This is a genomic window from Paenibacillus sp. FSL R7-0333 (genome assembly GCF_038000365.1).
GTDB classification, from domain to species: domain Bacteria; phylum Bacillota; class Bacilli; order Paenibacillales; family Paenibacillaceae; genus Paenibacillus_AQ; species Paenibacillus_AQ silagei.
Genome location: NZ_JBBOBZ010000001.1, coordinates 907,465 through 928,859, shown reverse-complemented (window position 1 = coordinate 928,859; position 21,395 = coordinate 907,465). Strand labels below are relative to the sequence as shown.

The following is a 21,395-nucleotide window of genomic DNA, read 5'->3' as shown; positions in this document are numbered from 1 at the left end:
CAGAATCATATCTTGTATATTTGAGTCTACAGGAAGGGAATAAAAGAATAATGAAAGCTTTGGAGAGCAAACACAGAAAAACCGCGAAGCAGCAAGGCTTCGCGGTTTTTTATTTAATGAGATAAATATTTCGGGGCGGTTTGTATTTATTTGAAATTCAGTTCAACTCACTAAATCTTTCGAGCATAGTGGCAACCTCTGCTCTGGTTGCCAGACCCGAAGGATTTATAGTCAAATCCGTGTTGCCCTTCATAATGCCCTTAGACACAGCCCAAGTAATGGACTCTTTGGCATAACCTGAAATTTGATTTGCATCTTTGAAGCTCAGGCTTGAAGTTTTAGCTTGAAGGTCAACACCTTTAACCTTTGCGTATCTATGCAGCATAACAGCAATTTGCTCACGGGTGATGGCATCATTGGGAGCAAATTTACCCTTATCATACCCGTTAACAATTTTGCTTTGATTGGCCCAAATAACCGGATCAGAATACCAAAGGCCACTTTGAACATCAGAGAATACATTTGCAAATGTAACATTCGGTTTATTTTCCATACGATAGATTACAGTGGCCAGCATGGCACGGCTCATTTTCCCGGAGGGTGAGAATTCCGTCTCAGAGGTTCCCGTGAATAGTCCCTTGTTGTACACATACCTTACAGAAGGATAGAACCAATCGTCATGTGCTATATCTGTAAAAGGAGTTTTTCTCGCAAAGGTAACAACCACAATGGTGTCACGGCTAACCTCTGGAATGGTGTAAATGTCATGGCCTATAAATTTGTCACCGTTGACAAAGATATATTCGGTCTCAAACCCTTCATCCGGAATCATTCTGATGGTTGCAGAGGTTGTTGCACGAATGGTCTGAGCTTCAAAGCCCTCGGCAATTTTTCCATTTCCGCCTTTAACAGAAGCTTTAACGGAATAGTACAGATCAACTGCGGTGTTATTGACTGTGGTATTGTCGGCCGGAGCAGCCCAACGTTTCGGGCCGACAATTTTGGAGTTCTCGAAATCGGAAACGCCCATGCTAAGCTTCTCTATTGCTTCAGAGATTTCCGAAGCCTGCGCATCCTTTTTATCAAAAACAGCCTCAGCCCCGGCAATCACCTCTCTCAATGTTTGAGCGGATTTTGTTGGATACCAATGATCCGGATAATAGATGGTTTTGGGATTATCCGCAATAGTAACTGAAGCAAGTAAAGCTTTTGCAGCAACAATGTTTTCATATAATAGAGATTTTGAGGCATCCTTTACTCCATCGCCCACAATAATTTGCACATCTTCAACCGGTTCAATATACCGGTGTGTCGCATCTTTGTTGGTTAGAATGAAGCTGCTTGAAGAAATACTGAACGTGCCGCTGTTCTTAGCTTGAAATACAGCCGTTCCAATATTTTTCAGTATTGAATCCTCTTTTCCCTTGGCGGTCATATCCAGATAGACATAGTTGATGGCACCATCGGAATATTTCATTGAAATGTCCTTTTCCACATTCACACCGGTATTTTCCAGTACATAAGAATCAAACTGCAGCTTTCCTTGAAAGCCATATACAGGTGCCCTTCCGGCACCCGTATAGGAAAGACTAAGCTTAACAAATATTTTTTCTCCGACTTTAAATGATGATTTCAAGGAACCTGAGCTATCTGTTACTGTGATGTCCACACGATAACTAAGGTCTGCAGCATCATTTGCGCCATAGGCATATGATGGTAGGGCAGCCCCTAGAAGCATGATGCACAAAATGATTTTTAAGTATTTGATCATCTTTTAAGTGCCTCCATTAGTGTGAGCTGCGCATCTACAATATCAACAATGCCGTCACCGTTTGTATCAGCTCTCATCCAATTTTCTACAGAACTAAAACCGTTGTAAACATTGTCTAAAATAGCATTCAATGTTGCCATAACGTCGATTTTATCAATAGCACCACTACCATCGGTGTCTCCACGCAGAAGAACAGGAGATTTCACCGTTGGTTCAAAACCAAGCTTGGCTGTTAATTGCTCGCCTGTGACAAGCTCCTTTGAAGCACCAATATATGCTTTCTTAAGATTGTCATATAACAAAGTTTGTTTGTTGCCTCCAATCACAACCGTTGCCTTGCCCATGTTCATTTCAGTGTATATGGTGTACAACGAGAACCCTTGTGTCTGACGAACTTCATAACGGTAACCATAATCTTTTACTTTGATTTTGATAACGTCTGACAGTTCTTTATAGACCGTCTTCCCGTCCTGGCCTTCAAAGGCAGAAAGTCTATAACTAACCTTGATGGCAGTTTCGCCTGGAGCCAATGCTTCAATGGTCCCGTCTTGTGAGAGTCTGATGATGTTCTGATTATAAAGAACGTCCCACACAACGTCTTCTGCTTTTAGAACGGTACCGTTAACTGTGCGGAGAGCTTTCACAGAAAGCGCCGTTGTCCCGCCTATGCCAAGCTCGATCGAATCAGGCTGATCCTCGGAGCCTTCCAGGTCAGAGATTAGTTTAATGCTTTCATACTCTGATAAAACACGATTCACAAGATACACTGGAACAGCCGTTTCGTTACCGGCATCATCAACCGCTTTAAGCATCAGGGTTTGGTTCGGGTCCTCACTCGAGGCCTTACGATTGACAACGAAGGTTCCGTCCGGACTGATAACAATTCCGTCTGAAGTGCCGTCTAACGTTAATGTTGCGGATGGATCTGTTAGACCACGGAAGCTGTAGCTTGAGTCTGCGCCAACAAAAACAACTTGATTGCTGACAGTGTTATCAACGTTTTCCTTATCAAGGCTGGTTTGAACATCTTCATCAAGGAGTAACGCAGGTGCTTTTGTATCAACAGTAAATCCAATAGCCCCTGATGACCTGCTGCCTTGGAGGGTGTCACGGTTTTCAGCAACCGCTATAAAGTCAACCAGCTGCTGGCCGTCTTCAAGACTTTCTTCAAATGACCAGACCTTCTTAAATTCTTGAGGCGTGTTTTTATCTTCGGTGTTAAGATTTAAGGTCATTTTAACAGGTCTGTCGAAGGTGTACGTCGCCTTAAATTGGTCAGTGTTTAAGTAATAGAGATCTTTCGACCGGTCAACGTTTGTTTCAATGCTTACAAGCTGAGGTTTAGCCGTTGAAGGCATAACAAAGCTTGGCGATGACGCAACTTCGGTTGAACGATAATATTCCGCCTGTTTCAGGGGAGACTCCACAATTCTAGCAGCCTGCACTTTAACAAAATAAGTCTTGCCTTCCTCTAATAGAGGTCGGTTGGTTTGGTTTTCCAATGGTTTTAGAATGATGTCACTGCCCACTTTAAATTGACCAAAGGAATTCTCGACCTGGGCCCCATCCTCGTCTTGGATCGCCACGAGATAATGTGTTGCAGTTTCGTCGCTTCCCGTTATATTTACCTTCACATAGCCGTCACCGCTGTAGACCGCAGAAACGGATTTCGGGTTTCGAGGGAGCAATGGATTTGTGAAAGTGAATGTTGAAGAAGTGATTTTCTTGCTCATTCCGCCTTGATGGTTAACAAGCATTGCCACCACATGATATTTCCCTTCAGGGAAGGACTCAGGAAGCGTGAACACATGAGAACCTGATTCAATTTCATCTAACTCCAGGTTGCCAATACTAATTAATGATGAAGTATCTTGAATATTTGCGGATTCGATGGTTTTCATGACGGACGGGTCTTTCGTAACATAGACATTAAGTGCACCCGAATATTTGCTTTGCTTGTCCATAGTCCAGGAAACGTTAATATCACGGCTTGTATTATTGCTAGTAGAAGCACTAATCCCTGTAAGCTCTGGCATATAGTCAACACTGTTTACTGCAAAGTTGTCTATATAAACATCAGGTGTTGCAACTGAAATGGACCAGTTCCCCGCAACAATCAGAGAGGGATCAGTGACTGAAATGTATAAATAGTTAGTGCCATCTAAAGATTGAACAAGATAGTTACCGTTGCCCTTGTTATCGTCTTCAACCATTGTCAATTTTTTTCCATCTGGATTGGTGACAATGATTTCTGATGCAGAAGGCTTGATTAAACCGCGAAGTGGAACTTCAAAGAGAAGTGCATCCTTTGTTGTCGGGTTAATCTCTTTTGTAACCCCATTCCCGGCCCTTGTCTTAGCGATGGCCTCCGTACTCAGTCTTCTCATATTCGTTCCATAGATCATGGTGGTTGGCACAAGGTTGCCGCTCTCGTCCAGCGCTTCCGAGTGGACATAGTGAACGGCATCTCCTCTTGAGGAGAGGTCGATGGACCCGCCAAAGCTTAGGTCACCGTTCCAATAATAGATAAAGCCAAGCTTCACCCCAATGACCTTAAAGTTTGCACCCACAAAGTCAGATGAGACTGCTGCCTCAACTCCTGCGATCTCCTTGCCCCCAAGCAGCGGGATGGAGTCTGGAATGAACAGCCCTGCGTAAACATAACCATAAAAATAATCTTCCGTAATTTTAATCGTTATACCGCCACGAATGGCTCCGGCATGAATACTGATGCTGCCGAAGGCATTAAGCTGAAACGGCGAGATCCATTGAACATTCATTCCCGCTTGAATATTAAGAAGCCTTCCCTCTTCGTCTTTCTCCAAGTGGCCGCTGCCTTCTATGGCAAGACCGGATAGTTTAGCATCCAGCTTAAAGTCACCTACAATAATGGCATTAATTAAAAGCCTTGTTTGAAGGTGGATGGTGAGGGGTGGAAGTTCGCCTGCCGGGTCTCCGGCAACGGTGTCTGCAAGGTTCGAAATTCCTCCGCCAAGGCCTGTGATAAATACATAAGGTGCAACCACAGGAACCTTCATTGTAGTTGGCGCTAAAAAGAAGGTGAGCTTATCAAGCATCATCTTGGGAACTTCGTTAATAGGAACCTTCTTCAGTGCCAGTGACCCTTCTACTTCCAGCATGGTAACTGAAACACCGGCATCAATGCTATAAATATCATCAATGGTATTAATGGTTATATCCGCCTTAACACCGGCTTCGTTTCCTACTAACGGGCCTAATATATCTTTGGGCAGGGCTACAGACAGTGTTGTGTTAATGCCAACAAAACCAATTTTGCTGTCTTTACTGCCATAGAGAACATCTTGAACGTTCGCTGTTAGCGAGCCTTTATAATCATAATGCTCCTCACCCTTAGATGGATCAGCAGCTTTTAACGGCATTGAAATTCTACCGCCGAAGCTGATTCCGAAATCATCATCGTCCTGGGTCATCACACCATATTTAATATTGATCAAGAACCCTGCAATATTTTGCATCATAGAACCGGCATCTCCGAGCTGAAGTTCAAATGCTTGAGCAGTCTTCTCGGCAACAGCCTCCCGATCCAGGGTATATTTAGTTCCATTGCTCACTTCGAAATGCCACTTATTATGCCAAATATTAATCGAGTTGATCACTTTGACGGTGCCATCGCCTTCTAGCTTTGCACCCTTGTTGTCAACGGTCATCTTAAGAGCTTCGTTGCTGTCATAGGTCAGGATGCTGTTGATGGTAATATCGCCATCGGCTCTGCTGGCAGAGTAATATTTTTCTTTACCCGTATCCATAAGCCTGATTTTTCCGCGAAGGGTCAACAGAATTTCTGTTTTATTTTCTTCAAATGCTATTTCTTTGTGAAGAATGCCATCTTTTTTCACGCCGCCGGATATAAATTTCTTCATTACATCTTCGTTTGTAAAACTAATATAATCATATAACTGTCTGTTGTTTGCAGCGTCTGTGAATCGGACTAGCGAAACAATACCGTAGCTTGCACTTTTATCCGCTATTTTATTGGTGACGTCCACTTTAGTTGTGGCTTGGATTTTTGTACCGAAGGCATCGATCAGCTGTTGATTCGTAAATCTAAATTCAATGTCATACTTTCCAACCGCCAACGTCTGATTCGTTGAGAAGGCAAGCGTTTGACCTTCCTCAACAAAACTTATTTTTCTTTTGTCAATCAGAACAGCCTCAGCGCTGGATGATGGAACAAGGTACAGACTCCATCCGTCACTTCCCGAAAGGGCCTCCATCAGAACCTTCATATCGCCAGAAACGGTGATATTTTTGTCGCCTTCATAATAAACTGCCGCCGGGAAAACATGCTTCATTGAAACTTCCGGGAGCTTTCCTTCAACTGCTGGAATCAAAATGTTTGTGTTTGCACTATAGTCAACCACTTTATTGGTGTTAGCATCAATTATTTCTGTTGCGTTTAAAGAAACGACCAGACGTTTTGATGTGATCATAGACTGTGTCTCTGCAATAATGTCAACATCCGGAATATCAAACACCGTTCCAATGTTAAGACCGCCCGAAATCTTCACCGTGTATTCCCGTGTATTCGTGGCTGCAAACACAAGTCCCTCTTCGAGGCTAAGCTTCACAATGGGTTCTATAAGTTCTTTTGCTCCTGAGACACTATTGTCAATGACTACATTTGCTTTAAAAACACCATTGTTTTCATAAGCTTTTTTGTCGTTAGTAAGTAATACATCTTCAGTGTGGATCCCTATGGATACATGCTCCTTTTTGGTTTGTTCAGCAAAGTTACCGATACCATAGAGCATTTCAGAAATTCTGACTTGACCCGGCTCAATTGATTTTTCATTCCAATAATAAGCCGTTGCAGTGTCAGGAACTAAATATTTGTTGGAGTAATTCGTAAAGTCAACACTAGGGTTTGGTGTATAATCGTATCTTGTGTTTGCAAGATTAATCCAGTGCCCGACAATCACTTTATCAACGTTTACATCCTTGTTGCCGCTCCAGCCGGACAAGAGGGCATAAGCCGTCTTGTTCGAAGCTGAAAGAGAATCAACATATCTAATTTGCTGCGGAAGGTTGTCACCGCTATATTCGGTTTCAACGATTGTCGGTTGCGACGGATTAACCAACACATAAGGTGCATCAATTTCTGAACCAAGCGCGTTGTCTAAAAGAAGCCGGATCCCCACCGTTCCGGCTGTGGCATTGTTATTTTTCACATCATATGAGATACCAATGTTACCAGTCCTTGAATTGTTAGGGTCTATCGAAATGGACACCTTTTGTGTGATGGTATAGCCCTTAATGTCCCATGCAATGGTTAAAAGCCTGTTTTGCTCTGAAACGACAGGTTCATGAAGCTTGGTATCGATTCCAAACCAGCCATATTCCTGACCGAAAATAAAATCCTTTCCGTCGATACGAACGGTTGTGAAGGATGTTCCATTGCTCCTTGCCGTATCTTCCTTATAAAGAAGCGGAAGGTTGTTGTCAAACGCTTTTTGTGGATGACCGTCAATGGTTTCAATGGAGAAACCACCCGTTTTTGAATTGATTGAATATTTCATAAATTCGTTCGCAATGGAATAATCCGCATTGCTAGCGTCAGCATGAACAGGGAAACTTGCAAAAGTGAAAAGCATGGATAGAATAATAGCTGCAGCTACGCTGCGTTTCATTGTTCTATAGAACGTCATTGCCTATTTCCCTCCTTGATTTGAGACATATACATGAATGTTGAAATAGTCGCGTTTATCCGTTTGGATATATACGGTGTACCAGCCGCTCGTAACATTATCGAGGGTATACACTCCGCTTTTCTCCTGCAGGACCGTTCCTTTTGTCTTCATCTGACCTTGTGTTAAGACACCTTTTTCATAACGTGCATACGAGATCCCGGAAAAGTTTTTCAATGAGATTTCAACCTTGTTTCCAAGAACCGACGCAGCATTGGAACTGTCTGGCATCACGCCGTTCACAAGGGCTATGGTGTCATAAAGACCTACCAGGCGAACGGTTCGGCGAATAGTGGTCTGATTCCCTGCATCATCTCTTACCGTATAGTCGATATAGTACGGGTTCGAGCGGACAAATTCATTTGCCGAGATGTTGTCAGGGTTAAACACCCGTCCGCCTGCTCCATAGCTTATGGTGACCCGGTTCGTCAGGTCCACCTTTTTACCCGCAACCATATCCCATGCTTCGAAGTCTAGAAGCTTGGACTTGTCATAGGCAATGGAGGCATCTTTTTTAGGCGTCATGCCTTCGATGAAGATTAGCTCTTCCCCATTTTTAAGTTTTAGCTCTGGGGGTGTTTTATCGATTAGACCAATGTCGACACCATACGAGGTATAGGTCCCTGTTCTTCCTTCAAGGTTAAAATTGTAAAGTCCATTTTCTCTATAGTTCATTGACTTCTCTTGTTCCCAAGAATCGTTTCCGCCCACAAATTTAGCATCTTTGTCAGTCATTACTGTGACATTCACATTCTGGTTCGTTGCCGGGTTCTTGTCGGTTCCCACAACATATCCTTCTTCTTTTCCAGAGGTGTCAACACCAACAACAATCTTGTTTTGATGATCCTTTTCCACCCATTCGCCGCTTTGGTTCTTTTCGAGATATTTGTATGTCCAGCGGACTTCCTTAACCCTTGGGCCACCCACTTCAATTCCTTCAACCGTTACGAGAATTTTTTGCGTGATGCCTGTTTGGTCCCTAACTTGAAAAACGTGCTCCCCGTTAGTTTTAACGTTGATTACTGCCTCTTTATAGGACAGGGCATCGCCGGACTCGTCCTTCACTTCAGTCAGAAGTGCATGTTCATATCCACGATAAGAAACGGTAAGCTCTGTTAGTTTTCTAAGAATGTCCAGCGGAACGCCGTCACTGTCACGGATTTGGTCAAAGGTTACATTCACGCTCAGCTTATCTTCAGCTAATGTTGCAGTGGCTTTGATTTGCGGCGGTGTGGACACAATATTCGATATGGTAATCACTTCCTGTCCTTCGTTGCCATAGTCGTCAACAAAGAACATGGACACTGTACCATTTTTTCTAAACCGAACAGCTTTTGTGCCGGGGATATGTACGATATCGTTGGCAGTTAGGCTTCCGGTAGGTTCTACACCGGTGACTGTAATCGTTTTGATATCCTTGCTGAACTGGGTCAACTCCACATTCACGCTTTGTGCAGTAATGGTGGTTGGTGGCGTGCTGTACGTTTTTGCAATTGCAGTTGGCACTATTTTGTTAATGTTTGAGACGGTGATCGGAGTCGTCCAACGGTTTCCAGCGTAGTCATAGGCTGTCACATTATAAATTCCTGAGCTGTCCAGTTCAACGACATATTCATTCTCAAGCGGCTCCCCTTTGAAGGGATAGACCACATCGCCCTTCTTCACCTCTGCAAAAGCGATTTCACCTGAATCATCCGTTAAAGTGATCGTTGCAAAGATATTTTGGTTCGTCTTGGCCGTATTGGATAACACATAGGATGTTCGGCCAATGGTGTTGTCAAACTGGTTATAGCTAACCGTATGAGAACCTGTGTTGCCCGATTGATCCCTAAACTCAAAGGTGAATGTGTTATTATCCTCAGTTAGAGTCCTTGAGAAGGCTGCGTTGTTGTTTGTCATCGAAAGAGTTTTTCCGCCTCCGGTAAACTTGAGCGTTGCCATAACCCTTCTATAGGCTTTTCCTTCTGTGATTGGAACCCAGTTCCCAAGATAGTTCTCATAGCTGTATTCCACCGTGTAGTGCTTGTCTTGCGTAATTGGCGTTTTATCAATATTCGAGACTGTGACCGGCAGTACCGTTGCTATTCCGGCTTTGTTTGTCACTTTGAAATATACCGTTGCATTCTGCTCGAAGGTTTCGGTATGCGAAACAACAGAGTCAATGGGGCTGAAGCTTATGCCGTCATACGAACGTTCAAGTTTTAATATCCCGCTTTCCGGGTCATAGACAGAAAGTGTTGCGGTAACATTTTGGTTGGTTGACTCTGTGCTTGAATAGTCCACCTTGGCAACAGGTGCAGTTTCGTCAACCACAGTAATGGCAACATATTCAGCTTCCATCCGGTCAGCTTCCATACCTTCTGCCGTGTATGACTCGAAATAAGCTGATTTTGTTGTTTTTCCGTCTCTTAGCGCTTCGAATACCAGCTTTGAATAAGCTGTTCTTCCTTCTTCTTCTGTAAATGAAGGGTCCGGAACACTTAGCTCTGTATTGAGTTCTAATCCGGATAACACTGCATTTTCAACAAAGAAATATTGTCCGGAATACTTTGGATCCGGAACGACAATATAATACAGCTTGTCGCCCTGGTTATAGGATATAAACCCGCCGTTTTGGAGCGTTTGACCATTTTTCTCTACATGACCTGAAATATCAAATCCTGTAACGAAATTAACATCAGGTGTGAATTCTAGAACGCTATCCCTTCCAACCTCGTCCTGAATATAGAGGCTGATTGTATTATTGTTTTGAATAACAACCTCGTAGTCCATTACATAGTTTGCGGATGTTGTTAGAAGTCCTGTATACAGAAGGTTCGACCTTGCCATTTCACCCACAACATCACCCTCTACAGGTGCGTTAGGCATCACGGTGACTGGAACGTTAAAATAAACGCTAACCGTTGCGGTGGTTTTTGTTGTTGCAGGGTTTGCGCTGACACTTACAATGGATGCCTCCGCGTCAACCAGGTCCAGTTTTGAGTCAAAGAACACTTTTTCAGTTACATTTCCTGCTGTGTCGACGGCTTTGACCCCAATGGCATAGCTTCCACTAAGCCCCTTCAAGTCAATGGTGTAGGTTTTCTGTTTATTGCCTTCGCCATTAATGATTACCGGACTACTCTGCATTTCCACGGAATGGCTTGATTGAAACAACGCATAGTCCGTTTCGGTTAGAATATGGTTGTCTGCCGGGTCTTGAATAAGCGCGAATGTAACGGTTGTATCGTTCTTGTCTGAGACATCAACTGTAACCACACCATCTTGTCTTGCTCCTTTGGTCACGTTGTTACTTGAAGCAAGCGCAGATGGAGCTGCCCGGTCAATGTTAGATACGGAAATAGGAACTAGAACACGATTCCCAAGCTCATCAGACAGGATCAGTTTTGTTGTGATGTTTTCGCTTACCGTTACTGTGAATGCACCGTCTGTATATGGAGAAACTGTGATTTTGTCTGCATCCTCTGGTGCAACTGTCAGTTTGCTAATCCCTGTGCCAGCATCACTTGCGATGATTGTTGCTGTCACGGATGCGTTTGTTGGCTGAATGGTGCTATAGTCCGGCAATTCAAAGGTTGGTGCCTGGCTATCATAAAGAATGGTGAGCGGTCTTGCTTCTGTTAAAAATTCAGGTTTGTCGTCAGCAGGAGCATTGATGAGTCCAAACTGGAAGTAGATGGTGTTGACACCTTCTTGAAGCGGAACCGGTGTGTCGAGTGTAAAGGCATAATTCCCACCGGAATTGTTGCTCGCTGTAAACTCAGGAACTAAAGCGCTGTTATCTGTTGGCATGCCGTCCGTTGTTGCATAATATACCGGGTTTTGATATTTCAATGCGCTATCAGAAGTCCATGCTACATGCGGTTCATTCAAGACAGCATAGACACTATAGGTTCCATCCGTTGTTGTACCCATTCCGTTTACAGCCTTTGACTCCGTAAAGTTCAATGTGTCAATGATCACAGCTTCTGACCTCATGCCAAAGTATGGGGAAACCTTTTTGCTTACTCTGCCATGCGGATCTTGTGCCACAACAACAATGCTGTACGCACCTGTTGGAAGTCCTGTCAGGGTCAAGGTCTGATTAACCTGGGCTATATTGTCACTGTCCATTGTCAGAGTCAGCGGATAGTTTGGCATATCTTCCATTCTGATCTCTGAGTCTGGCTTAGATAAATAGTAATATGCACTTGCAATTCCACTGCGATCTGTCACTTTCACGTTAAACTGTTGTGATGATTTGAAATGATCGTGCTGACTTATTGCGGTATATTTAATCTCCGGGGAATAGGCGTCATACGTGTATACTTGTGAAAATTCGGCAGTGTTACCAGACTGTTTATTTTTCACACGATATTCCAGTATATATTTCCCGTCCATCAAAACTTTGGTTCCGGCAAGATTAGTTTTTTCAGCTGCACCAACATCATCGCTTGATCCATACACTCTAAATTTTTGTGTAAAGCTTTTGTCATTGCCAGGATCAGAAATCCACCGGTAACTCGTTTCAAGGTTTGGATTGCTTCCGTCAAAGCTAATGTCAAAATGCGGCTTTGGAAGACTGGAATCCTCCGTAATCAGTGTGTCGGTAACATTTCCATTGAGAATACTCACAGGTTTTTTATAGTATCTTGAGGCTTGCTCGTTTCTAGAATCGTTCCCCAGTGAGTCTACTGTGAAATAATAGAGAGTTCCCTCAAAGTTGTCCCCTTTTGGAATAGATAGAATGGCAGTTGTGCTATCACCTTCTGAGTCTACGAATGCCCATGTGCCTTGAGTTGAAGCAATTTCTGCGGAGGCAGCTTTAATTTGATTGATTGGCGTGTCAGGCGGCGCCGTCATCCCGTTCATAAAGGTATAATAAGTTCTTGACCAGCCGTTATTGCTTTGCTCAAGGTCGTTCATTTCAAAGCTATAGTCATTTCTTTTGCGAAGCTGTGCATCTTGCGGATGTACCGTTTCGGTTACGGTCACTCGCGGAGCCAGATTATCAATTTTGATGTTTTCAATTTCTGCATATCCGGCCTCTCCGCCCAGCGGATTGTCGGCTTTATCCCATCCATACAGCCGAAGCTTAAATTCGCCTTCCACCCGATCAATTGGACTTAGTTTTAGGCTAACGCCATTGATAACCTGCGTGTTAATAGGTGCGGTAACTGTTGCTCTGTTTCCTGTACCGTCAAAGTTTGTTATTCGGGTCATGGCCGGTTCATAGGAATCACCGGTTTTCTTGTATAACTCATAATTAAAATAGTTTTGATTCGACTCGCTGTGGGCGACATTTCCGTCTGGATAGAGTGTTTCGCTGGCAACCATATAAAATTCATGCAGCTTTTTGATGTTGCCTTGAATGGAATCTGCCCCCACCAGGTCATTTCCATTTTTATCGGTCACTCTTACAGTTGGTGTTTTTGTGTCCACTTTGTGAGTCGAGAAATAAAAACTTTGTGATGTCGGTGATTCTGGAGTTGGATTCTCTAAATAATAGGCCTGAGCGCGTCCCTTTTTCATTAGATAGGTAGATACTTTATCAAGCTGAAGCCTTATGCCCTCGCTTTCAACTGCACTAACATCCAGCGGCACTTGTCCGGTGAACTGAAGTTTGCCGTTTGGTTTGCCGTCACTGCCCTGCAGTTTGGTCATGGTAAGGTCGGCAAGCGGTGTTTCCGTACTGTTCCCAATATATAACGAAGGCGTGGCTTGGAAGTTGGTGATCAGCTCCGTTTTAATTTCTTGCGTCATGGCTTTTTTATGAATGGAAACCGCTTCAACTGTGATGTTAACATCTGTCAATTTACGATTCAGATATCGGTTGTCCTGGCTCGGCGAGTAGGTAACGGTCTGATTGATATCGGGGTTACCGAGATTATATATACTACGATAGAACGTATAAGTTACATCTTTATAATAGTAATCCGCTTGCCCTATCTTTGTTGTTAGATAGGTTTTAACTTCGGGATCTCCTGCGCTTGTATGGGCAAAGGTCCCCCCAAGGCTTTCAGCATTGGTAGACTGGGCAAGCAGCGCCACCCTGTAGGTTAGCGAAATCTCTGCTTTGTTCTGTGCAACCATTTGGTCGTGAAGCTTCTTGCGGTCAATATCCAGCTGAAACGTTTTTGTTTTGGTTGGTTCCTGGAATGTTAACCAATCCCTGCCTACAGCGTCGTCCGAAACAGTATAGCTGAATACAGGAGCATCCTCATATTGCATAATGTCATAGTAACCATATTGATCTCTGACTTTTTTGTTCCACTCTGCATGTTCAGAGCCTGACGAATTCGCATCCAGATAGAACTCTCCTCCAAGCTCGTCAACGTAACCTATATCGGTGAATTTTCTTTTGGTTACATCCGAAATGTCATGATACAGTCTGTCCTTGCCTTTTGTCCATGAGTGTATTGGAATGGTCATTACCTTCTCTGGATTGGTATTCCCCTCAAGATAGGGAAGATACAAATCCACAGATTCACCGTACCAGTCATTACTGCCCACCAGCCAAAAAACGAATTCATTCATTCTCCATGGTGGAATATCTTGCATTTTAAAGGTATGTTTTATATCAGACCAAGCGGGAGCTCCGCCAAGATTTGCTGCATGATCAGAGGTTAGTCCAGATTCATAGGTACTCACGCCCATGTGAATCTCATCACCTGTTCCGCCGTCATCGTTTCCTCCTGTTTTCACACCAAACATATAATTGTACTCTGTTGCTACATTCGCATAAACAGGCGTTACTGATGCCAGAAGCGATAGTACCAGCATCAAGCTTAAAATCTTCTTCATAAAATGCCTCCTCCTTATAAGACCACATTCTGGACAACGATCAGCCTTTACAGCTAGTTTTCGTTGATAATAGTTTCTATATATTTTGAGCTAAAGCCAATGGCTTTTAGCTCTTCTTTCATTTCAAGTGTGTGTGCGATTTTTCTGCTAGGGACATATAAAGCCACACCGTTGCGGTTTTTATAGCCTGCTGAATTTCTTACTTCAAATGCAAGCGCTTGGGCTGCAGCTGTGATTTCTGATGATTGGCCCATGATCTCTATAAGATCATATTGATCAAATATCCCATCGTTTTTGCCTAACAGCTCTGAGTGGTTTGCAAGGTCTGTTAGTGAGCGATCAAATTTCGCCTTTTCTATGGCCTTAACCAAGGAATCTGCCTGACAAAGCTTCATCATTGACATGGTTGTTTGCATCTTAGCTTCCATCCCCGAATGAAGGGTAAAGGAATCTAATATTAACCGCCCTATTCTTTCAGTGCTGATGTGCGGGTTTCGCTCTATCGCACCTATCCATGTGGTATAGTACAAGCCTGCTGCGGGGGTTGAATCTTCAGAAGCTATGAGATATTTGCCCTGATCTCTAAGAGCATAGGCAGTTTCAACGGTGCCCATAAGACATGCATCAAAGACGATTAAGTCGAAATACAGATCTGATGAATCGATTGCTTTGGAAAGCTCCGAGACCTTCATCGTTTTTCGTTCGTTTAGCTCGTCTGCACCAAATCCGCCCATTGTTCCGTACCCATGGTCCCATAAAATCAGGATATAACGCTCACTTGGTGCAACGGCTTTGCCCCATACAAGAAAATCCCTTAGTGTTTTAGGGTCTGATGCGGCAGTTTGGATATGACTTTCGTGCTTTTGAAGTTGTCCATGGCTAACCTCAAAGTGTTCTGATGCTCCATCGGCCATATATTTGTTGTGATATTTGAGCGTTCCACCTGTTTGAATCAGGATTTTTGTATTTTGGTTTGGCTGACCACGTAAAATTTCTTCCAAATCATCGGTTAGCCGGCCTTGCTGAGATTCAAGGTCAGAACCCACTGCATATATTAAAATCGTCGCTCCATCCAGATTTTTATCCTGCTCCCAAAGTGACCTTGCCTCGTTTAATTGTTGCGTGGTGAAGACATCTGTTGCACTAAGGGTTTGACCTAGTGTGGCAATTTGGTTTTTGGGTCTTGTGTTTAGAACATAACTGCTTATTTTTGCAAGAGTTCCCCGATTGAATTCGCGTTCTTTGGTAAGGTCTATTCCTAGAACTATGGAGGCGAAAGAAACCGCGGTTTCATAGGTAAAGTCGCCCTTGGTTTCTGAATATCCCAACACCCTTAAAACCATTGAACAATATTGGTTAAGAGAGATGGGCCGGTTACCGCCAAAACGAAACTCATCAATTCCATTAACTACACCCTTGGTATAGGCATACGACACGTAGCGGCTTTCCCACCCGGTATCAGTAAATGGATCTTTGTAGGTGCTTTTCAGAACCTCTTTCTCCTTCCCCCACAGACGCAGCATCATTACAACGGATTCTGCCCGGGTAGGCACCCGCGACAGTTCATATCCTTGCTCCGTTCCACTGAACAATCCTAAGTGGTTAAGCGCTTCTGCATAGCTGGAGTTTTGTGCTGCTGCTGCTGGAGTTGTTGCGAGAAGAAAGATTAAAAAAATGATAAAACCTCGGATTTTTCCCATCAAGTTCCGGCCTTTCAATTTGAAATCCTATCAAGCTATTACTCTATCATGGCGGATTAACCCCTGTGTGAAAGTTAAAGAAATCTTTAAGTTCTCGCTTGCCGCTCGACTTTGGCAGACACCACAAATGTGTCCGTTGCTCACACCATTGATTCTGTGCATCAAACGAAAAATAATGATACTATGTATGATGGGTAAAAGACTTTGCTATAGACTATATCGTTTTTATATGTTGCAACAGGAGAAGATAATATGAGTAACGAACCAAACTTTTGGCTGGATTTACCGAAACCGTTTTTTATATTAGCTCCAATGGAAGACGTCACAGATATTGTATTTCGTCACGTCATTAGTGAAGCTGCAAAACCTGACGTATTTTTCACAGAATTCACAAGTGCAGAAAATTATTGTCACCCTGTTGGAAAAGAAAATGTAGGTGGCCGGTTAATGTTCACAGCTGATGAGCAACCGATTGTCGCTCATATTTGGGGCAATAAACCTGCACTTTTTGAACAGATGAGTATTGATATGAAAAAACTTGGTTTTCGTGGTATCGATATAAACATGGGATGCCCAGCACAAAACGCCGCAGCCAGTGGAAAAGGGGCTGGATTAATACGCCACCCTGAAGTTGCAGCAGAAATTATTCAAGCAGCAAAAGCAGGTGGATTGCCGGTTAGTGTTAAAACAAGATTAGGTTACTCTAAAATTGATGAGTGGCGCGATTGGTTAGGACATATATTGAAACAAGATGTTGCGAATCTTTCCATTCACCTTCGTACAAAAAAAGAGAAGAGTAAAGTAGCTGCACACTGGGAACTAATTCCTGAGATAAAAAAATTACGCGATGAAATCGCTCCAAATACGTTGTTAACTATTAATGGAGATATTCCGGACCGCGCAACAGGATTACAATTAGTAGAACAATACGGTGTTGATGGTATCATGATTGGCCGCGGCATTTTCACTAATCCATTTGCTTTTGAGAAAGACTCTAAAGAACATAACGCGAAGGATTTTCTCAATTTACTTCTTTTACAGTTGGAGCTTCACGATAAATATTCAACAGAAACCCTGCCACGTTCATTTAGACCACTTCTTCGCTATTTCAAAATCTATGTTCGTGGATTTAGAGGCGCAGACGAACTAAAAGACCAATTAATGGAAACCACTTCAACAGACGAAGTGCGTCGTTTAGTAAAACCTCTTTTAGATCAAGAATTAGATTGAAGAATATTAAAGATTGGAGCTATGAAAAAGAGACTTCCCACAAGTTCAATGAACTCATAGGAAGCCTCTTATTTTTGCATCATGTGGTCAAACGGTGTTTCCTTCTCAGGAAACCCTTGATGCATAAGGGTTTGTCACCCTTATTACATCATGCCGCCCATACCGCCCATGCCGCCCATATCTGGCATTCCGCCACCAGCAGCGGCTGGTTCTGGCTTGTCAGCGATAACCGCTTCAGTGGTCAGGAACATAGCCGCTACGGATGCTGCGTTCTGCAGCGCATAACGGGTTACCTTGGCAGGGTCAACGATCCCTGCTTCGAACATGTTTACCCACTCATCGGTTGCAGCGTTGTAGCCGATGCCGATAGCTTCTTTCTTCAGACGGTCCACGATAACGGAACCTTCCTGGCCTGCGTTAGCAGCGATGGTGCGAACTGGTTCTTCCAGCGCGCGCAGCACGAGGTTCACACCAGTTCTTTCGTCGCCTTCAGCTACTACAGCAGCTACAGCAGCATATACGTTCACAAGAGCTGTACCCCCACCGGATACGATACCTTCTTCAACCGCAGCGCGGGTTGCGTTCAGGGCATCTTCGATGCGGAGCTTGCGCTCTTTCAGTTCAGTTTCAGTAGCAGCACCGACTTTGACAACGGCTACGCCGCCAGCCAATTTTGCCAGACGCTCCTGCAGTTTTTCTTTGTCGAACTCGGAAGTGGTTTCTTCCAGCTGGGAACGGATTTGGCTTACGCGTGCATTGATGTCCGCCTTGTCGCCGCTTCCGTCTACGATTGTAGTGTTCTCTTTGGTTACGCGTACTTGACGTGCGTTACCCAGTTGCTCGATAGAAGTGCTCTTGAGATCCAGTCCAAGCTTCTCAGTGATCACTTGGCCGCCTGTCAGAGCAGCGATATCCTGCAGCATAGCTTCACGGCGGTCGCCGAAGCCAGGAGCCTTAACCGCTACTGCATTGAACGTTCCGCGCAGCTTGTTCACGATCAGCATCGCCTGAGCTTCGCCTTCGATGTCTTCAGCGATGATTACCAGCGGACGCGCCTGTTGAACGATCTTCTCCAAGAGTGGAAGAATTTCTTGAGTGCTGCTGATTTTCTTGTCTGTAATCAGGATGTACGGGTTCTCCAGAACGGCTTCCATCTTGTCCGTATCGGTGATCATGTACGGGGAGATGTAACCACGGTCGAACTGCATACCTTCAACCACTTCAAGCTCTGTCAGGAATCCGCGGGATTCTTCAACGGTGATAACGCCGTCCTTGCCCACTTTTTCCATAGCTTCAGCAATCAGTTGGCCCACTTCTTCGTCAGCAGCGGAGATTGCAGCTACTTGTGCGATCGCTTGGGAATCCACAATCGGCTTAGCGATATTCTGCAGTTCAGCGACAGCTGCCTTCACTGCTTTGTCGATCCCTTTACGCATAACCATCGGGTTAGCGCCTGCAGTTACGTTCTTCAGACCTTCGCGGATCATAGCCTGAGCCAGAACCGTTGCAGTTGTAGTACCGTCACCGGCTACATCGTTAGTCTTGGTAGCTACTTCTTTAACGAGCTGTGCGCCCATGTTCTCGAAGGCATCTTCCAGTTCGATTTCCTTGGCGATGGTTACACCGTCATTCGTGATCAGCGGGCTGCCGAATTTCTTCTCCAGCACCACGTTGCGGCCTTTAGGACCCAGTGTAACTTTTACTGCATTTGCCAAAGCGTCAACCCCGCGCAGCATTGCACGGCGAGCATCTTCACTGAACTTAATTTCTTTTGCCATTGTATAGTTAACCTCCTAATATAATTTGTGAATGTATTCTGAATCTGACTTATGAGAGACGCTTAAGACTAGTCAAGAATAGCGTGAATGTCGCTTTCTTTCATAATCAGATATTCTTTACCCTCGTATTTGATTTCAGTTCCGGCATATTTCGAGAAAAGCACACGGTCGCCTTCTTTTACTTCCAGCGCTACACGGACTCCGTCTTTCAAAGCTCCGCTGCCTACAGCGATAATAGTACCTTCTTGCGGCTTCTCTTTGGAAGAGTCCGGAAGCACGATCCCGAAAGAAGTGGTTTCCTGTTGCTCGCTTGGTTCTACCAATACGCGTTCACCTAGTGGTTTAATCATGTAAAAATAGCCTCCTTTGAAATTATGTGATTTGCCTTAAAAACATAGATTGAGCTGCGGGGATCTGCGCCATCAGCATCCCTTACGGAATGTTGCTCCGGCCAATCCCGGTTTTTCAGCAGCGTTAGCACTCAACCCTCTGTAGTGCTAACAACAATTTTTATGATACTCAACTTGAAGGCGAATTTCAAGTCCTTTTACACAAAATCATATTTGTTTTTGCCAAAATTATGGTTTCAGCGCTTGTCCGACACACACTCTCCTACATTCTATCCAGCAAGGGGCATATTATGCCCCCTTCCCACTAATCTGCCTTCACATACCGCGACTCCCGCTTAGCGTCCTCAGCCAATTGCCTGCGGTAGACGAATGCGGACAGAAACACACTGAATTCATACAGCACCAGCAGCGGAATCGTCACCAGAAAGTCCGAGATGAAATCAGGCGGTGTAATGACCACAGCAATGAACACAAGCGCGAAATAGGCATAACGGCGCATCTTGCGCAGACGCAGCGGGTTCAGCACCCTGAGCTTGGTCAGGAACATGACAATCAGCGGCAGCTCGAAGAGCAGGGCCAGCGGAATCACCAGACTGAACAGGAAATCGAAGTATTCGGCGATGCCGTAGGTCTCCTCAAGCCCCATATTCCGCGTAATCGAAATCGTGAAGGATAAGGCCATAGGGAACACTATGTAATAGGCAAAAGCAATGCCGGCAATAAACAACACAAACACATAAGGCACATAACGCAGGGCAGCGCTCCGCTCCACAGGCCGCAGGCCGGGGCTGATGAACGCCCATAGCTGGAAGACGATGAACGGCACGGAGAAGACCAGCGAGACCGCCATAGCGATCTTCATATACATCCCGATTCCATCCCAGAAGGAGAACGCATGCAGGACGAAGCCTTGCGCAGCATCGGCACTGATCAGGTACAGATAGATTGGCTTGGCGACGAATAAGCCGAGCACAAGTCCTGCTACGAACACGATCAGCACGTAGATAAGACGTCTGCGCAGCTCCGTCAGATGATCGACGAGGGACATTTCTTCCGCTTCCAGAGACATGACTGACACCACCCGGATTGACATTTTTTCATCTTCAAAAAAAGGGCGCCGCCCCGGTCTAAAAGCAGACCTGGGAAAGACGCCCCTGCGTGGGAACCTTAAAATTATTCCGGCAGACGGCGGTCCTGCGGAAGTTCTGCTGCTGCCGTCTGCGCAGCCGCAGGAGCAACAGTCTCGCTCCGCTTGGCCGCTTCCGGCTCGCTCACAATCTCCCGTGCACCGTCCTTGAATTCACGGAAGGTACGCCCGACTGCCCGCCCCAGCTCAGGAAGCTTATTGGGACCGAAGAGCAGCAATGCCAAGATAACCAACAAGATAATTCCGGGTGTGCCAATACCACCTAACATACCGGTTTCCTCCCATCCTTCTGTCCGTTCATGACAATAGTTAACGATAAAATAATAATACCATAACTTATATCACACATCCATTGTGTATCCTGAACGATTTAGACAAAAGTGAATAGAGCAGAGTCCGATTACTGGCGGTATTGTCCCGTAACCATTAACAGAGCTTCCGGAAGCTGATCCATAATCGCCGCCAGATTCTCATGTACCCCCTTCGGGGTACCGGGCAGATTGACAATCAGAGTTCTTCCGCGGATGCCGCAGATTCCCCGGAACAGCATAGCTGCGCGGTTCTTCTGCATCACCGTACTGCGCATCGCCTCGGAGAGTCCGGGCACTTCGCGTTCAATGACCCGCCGCGTCGCCTCCGGCGTAACATCGCGGATGGCCAGATCGGTTCCGCCGGTTGTCAGCACCAGATCCGCCTGAAAATAATCCGTAAGCTCAATCAGTGCAGCAATAATCTCATCCTGCTCATCAGGCACGATCCGGTATTCAATGATCTCGCCGCCCAGCTCCTCCTCCACCAGCTCCCGAATCACCTGGGCGCTCGTGTCTTCCCGTTCGCCCCTGGCCCCTTTATCGCTGGCCGTCAGGATTGCTGTTTTCCACGCCATAGGTTGTCCCTCCCTCTCTATGTA

At 44.9% G+C, this 21,395-nt stretch carries 10 protein-coding genes; 1 reads left to right on the top strand and 9 read right to left on the bottom strand.

Translation table 11 applies throughout. The annotated features are described in order from the left end of the window. Positions 1–157 precede the first annotated feature (157 nt). From MKY86_RS03825 to MKY86_RS03810, 4 genes are read right to left on the bottom strand one after another with little or no spacing between them, the layout of a single operon-like run. A complete protein-coding gene (locus MKY86_RS03825) occupies positions 158–1,771 on the bottom strand; it encodes an S-layer homology domain-containing protein (RefSeq protein ID WP_076081128.1) in 1,614 nt (537 codons plus the stop codon). Further along, a complete protein-coding gene (locus MKY86_RS03820; RefSeq protein ID WP_076081126.1) occupies positions 1,768–7,458 on the bottom strand; it encodes a dockerin type I domain-containing protein in 5,691 nt (1,896 codons plus the stop codon). The genes MKY86_RS03825 and MKY86_RS03820 overlap by 4 nt, the downstream gene beginning before the upstream one ends. A 3-nt stretch (positions 7,459–7,461) precedes the next feature. Further along, positions 7,462–14,280: a hypothetical protein gene (locus tag MKY86_RS03815; protein ID WP_076081124.1), complete on the bottom strand. Its 6,819-nt coding sequence runs from the start codon at positions 14,278–14,280 to the stop codon at positions 7,462–7,464. 53 nt (positions 14,281–14,333) lie between these two features. Beyond that, a complete protein-coding gene (locus tag MKY86_RS03810) occupies positions 14,334–15,980 on the bottom strand; it encodes a clostripain-related cysteine peptidase (RefSeq protein ID WP_076081121.1) in 1,647 nt (548 codons plus the stop codon). Positions 15,981–16,232: 252 nt separating this feature from the next. On the opposite strand from MKY86_RS03810, the gene MKY86_RS03805 reads away from it, so the two are divergent. Then, entirely contained in the window at positions 16,233–17,210 is a 978-nt protein-coding gene (locus MKY86_RS03805; protein ID WP_076081118.1) for a tRNA dihydrouridine synthase, read from the top strand. Positions 17,211–17,353: 143 nt separating this feature from the next. Here MKY86_RS03805 and groL read toward each other — a convergent pair whose 3' ends face one another. The 5 genes from groL to MKY86_RS03780 all read right to left on the bottom strand — a co-directional run bounded on the left by groL (position 17,354) and on the right by MKY86_RS03780 (position 21,371). Next, positions 17,354–18,988 carry a chaperonin GroEL gene (gene groL / locus MKY86_RS03800; protein WP_036723193.1) on the bottom strand — a complete coding sequence of 545 codons (1,635 nt, stop codon included), beginning with the start codon at positions 18,986–18,988 and terminating at the stop codon, positions 17,354–17,356. Positions 18,989–19,056: 68 nt separating this feature from the next. Then, positions 19,057–19,338, bottom strand: coding sequence for a co-chaperone GroES (gene groES, locus MKY86_RS03795; RefSeq protein WP_036723192.1), 282 nt, complete (start codon positions 19,336–19,338; stop codon positions 19,057–19,059). A 304-nt stretch (positions 19,339–19,642) separates the two neighbouring features. Beyond that, a complete protein-coding gene (tatC, locus tag MKY86_RS03790; RefSeq protein WP_076081116.1) occupies positions 19,643–20,407 on the bottom strand; it encodes a twin-arginine translocase subunit TatC in 765 nt (254 codons plus the stop codon). A gap of 104 nt (positions 20,408–20,511) precedes the next feature. Continuing rightward, positions 20,512–20,754 (bottom strand): twin-arginine translocase TatA/TatE family subunit, encoded by a 243-nt coding sequence (gene tatA, locus MKY86_RS03785; protein ID WP_076081114.1) that lies wholly within the window; start codon positions 20,752–20,754, stop codon positions 20,512–20,514. Positions 20,755–20,885: 131 nt separating this feature from the next. Beyond that, positions 20,886–21,371 (bottom strand): MogA/MoaB family molybdenum cofactor biosynthesis protein, encoded by a 486-nt coding sequence (locus tag MKY86_RS03780; RefSeq protein WP_036693720.1) that lies wholly within the window; start codon positions 21,369–21,371, stop codon positions 20,886–20,888. Between the last annotated feature and the right edge of the window lie 24 nt (positions 21,372–21,395).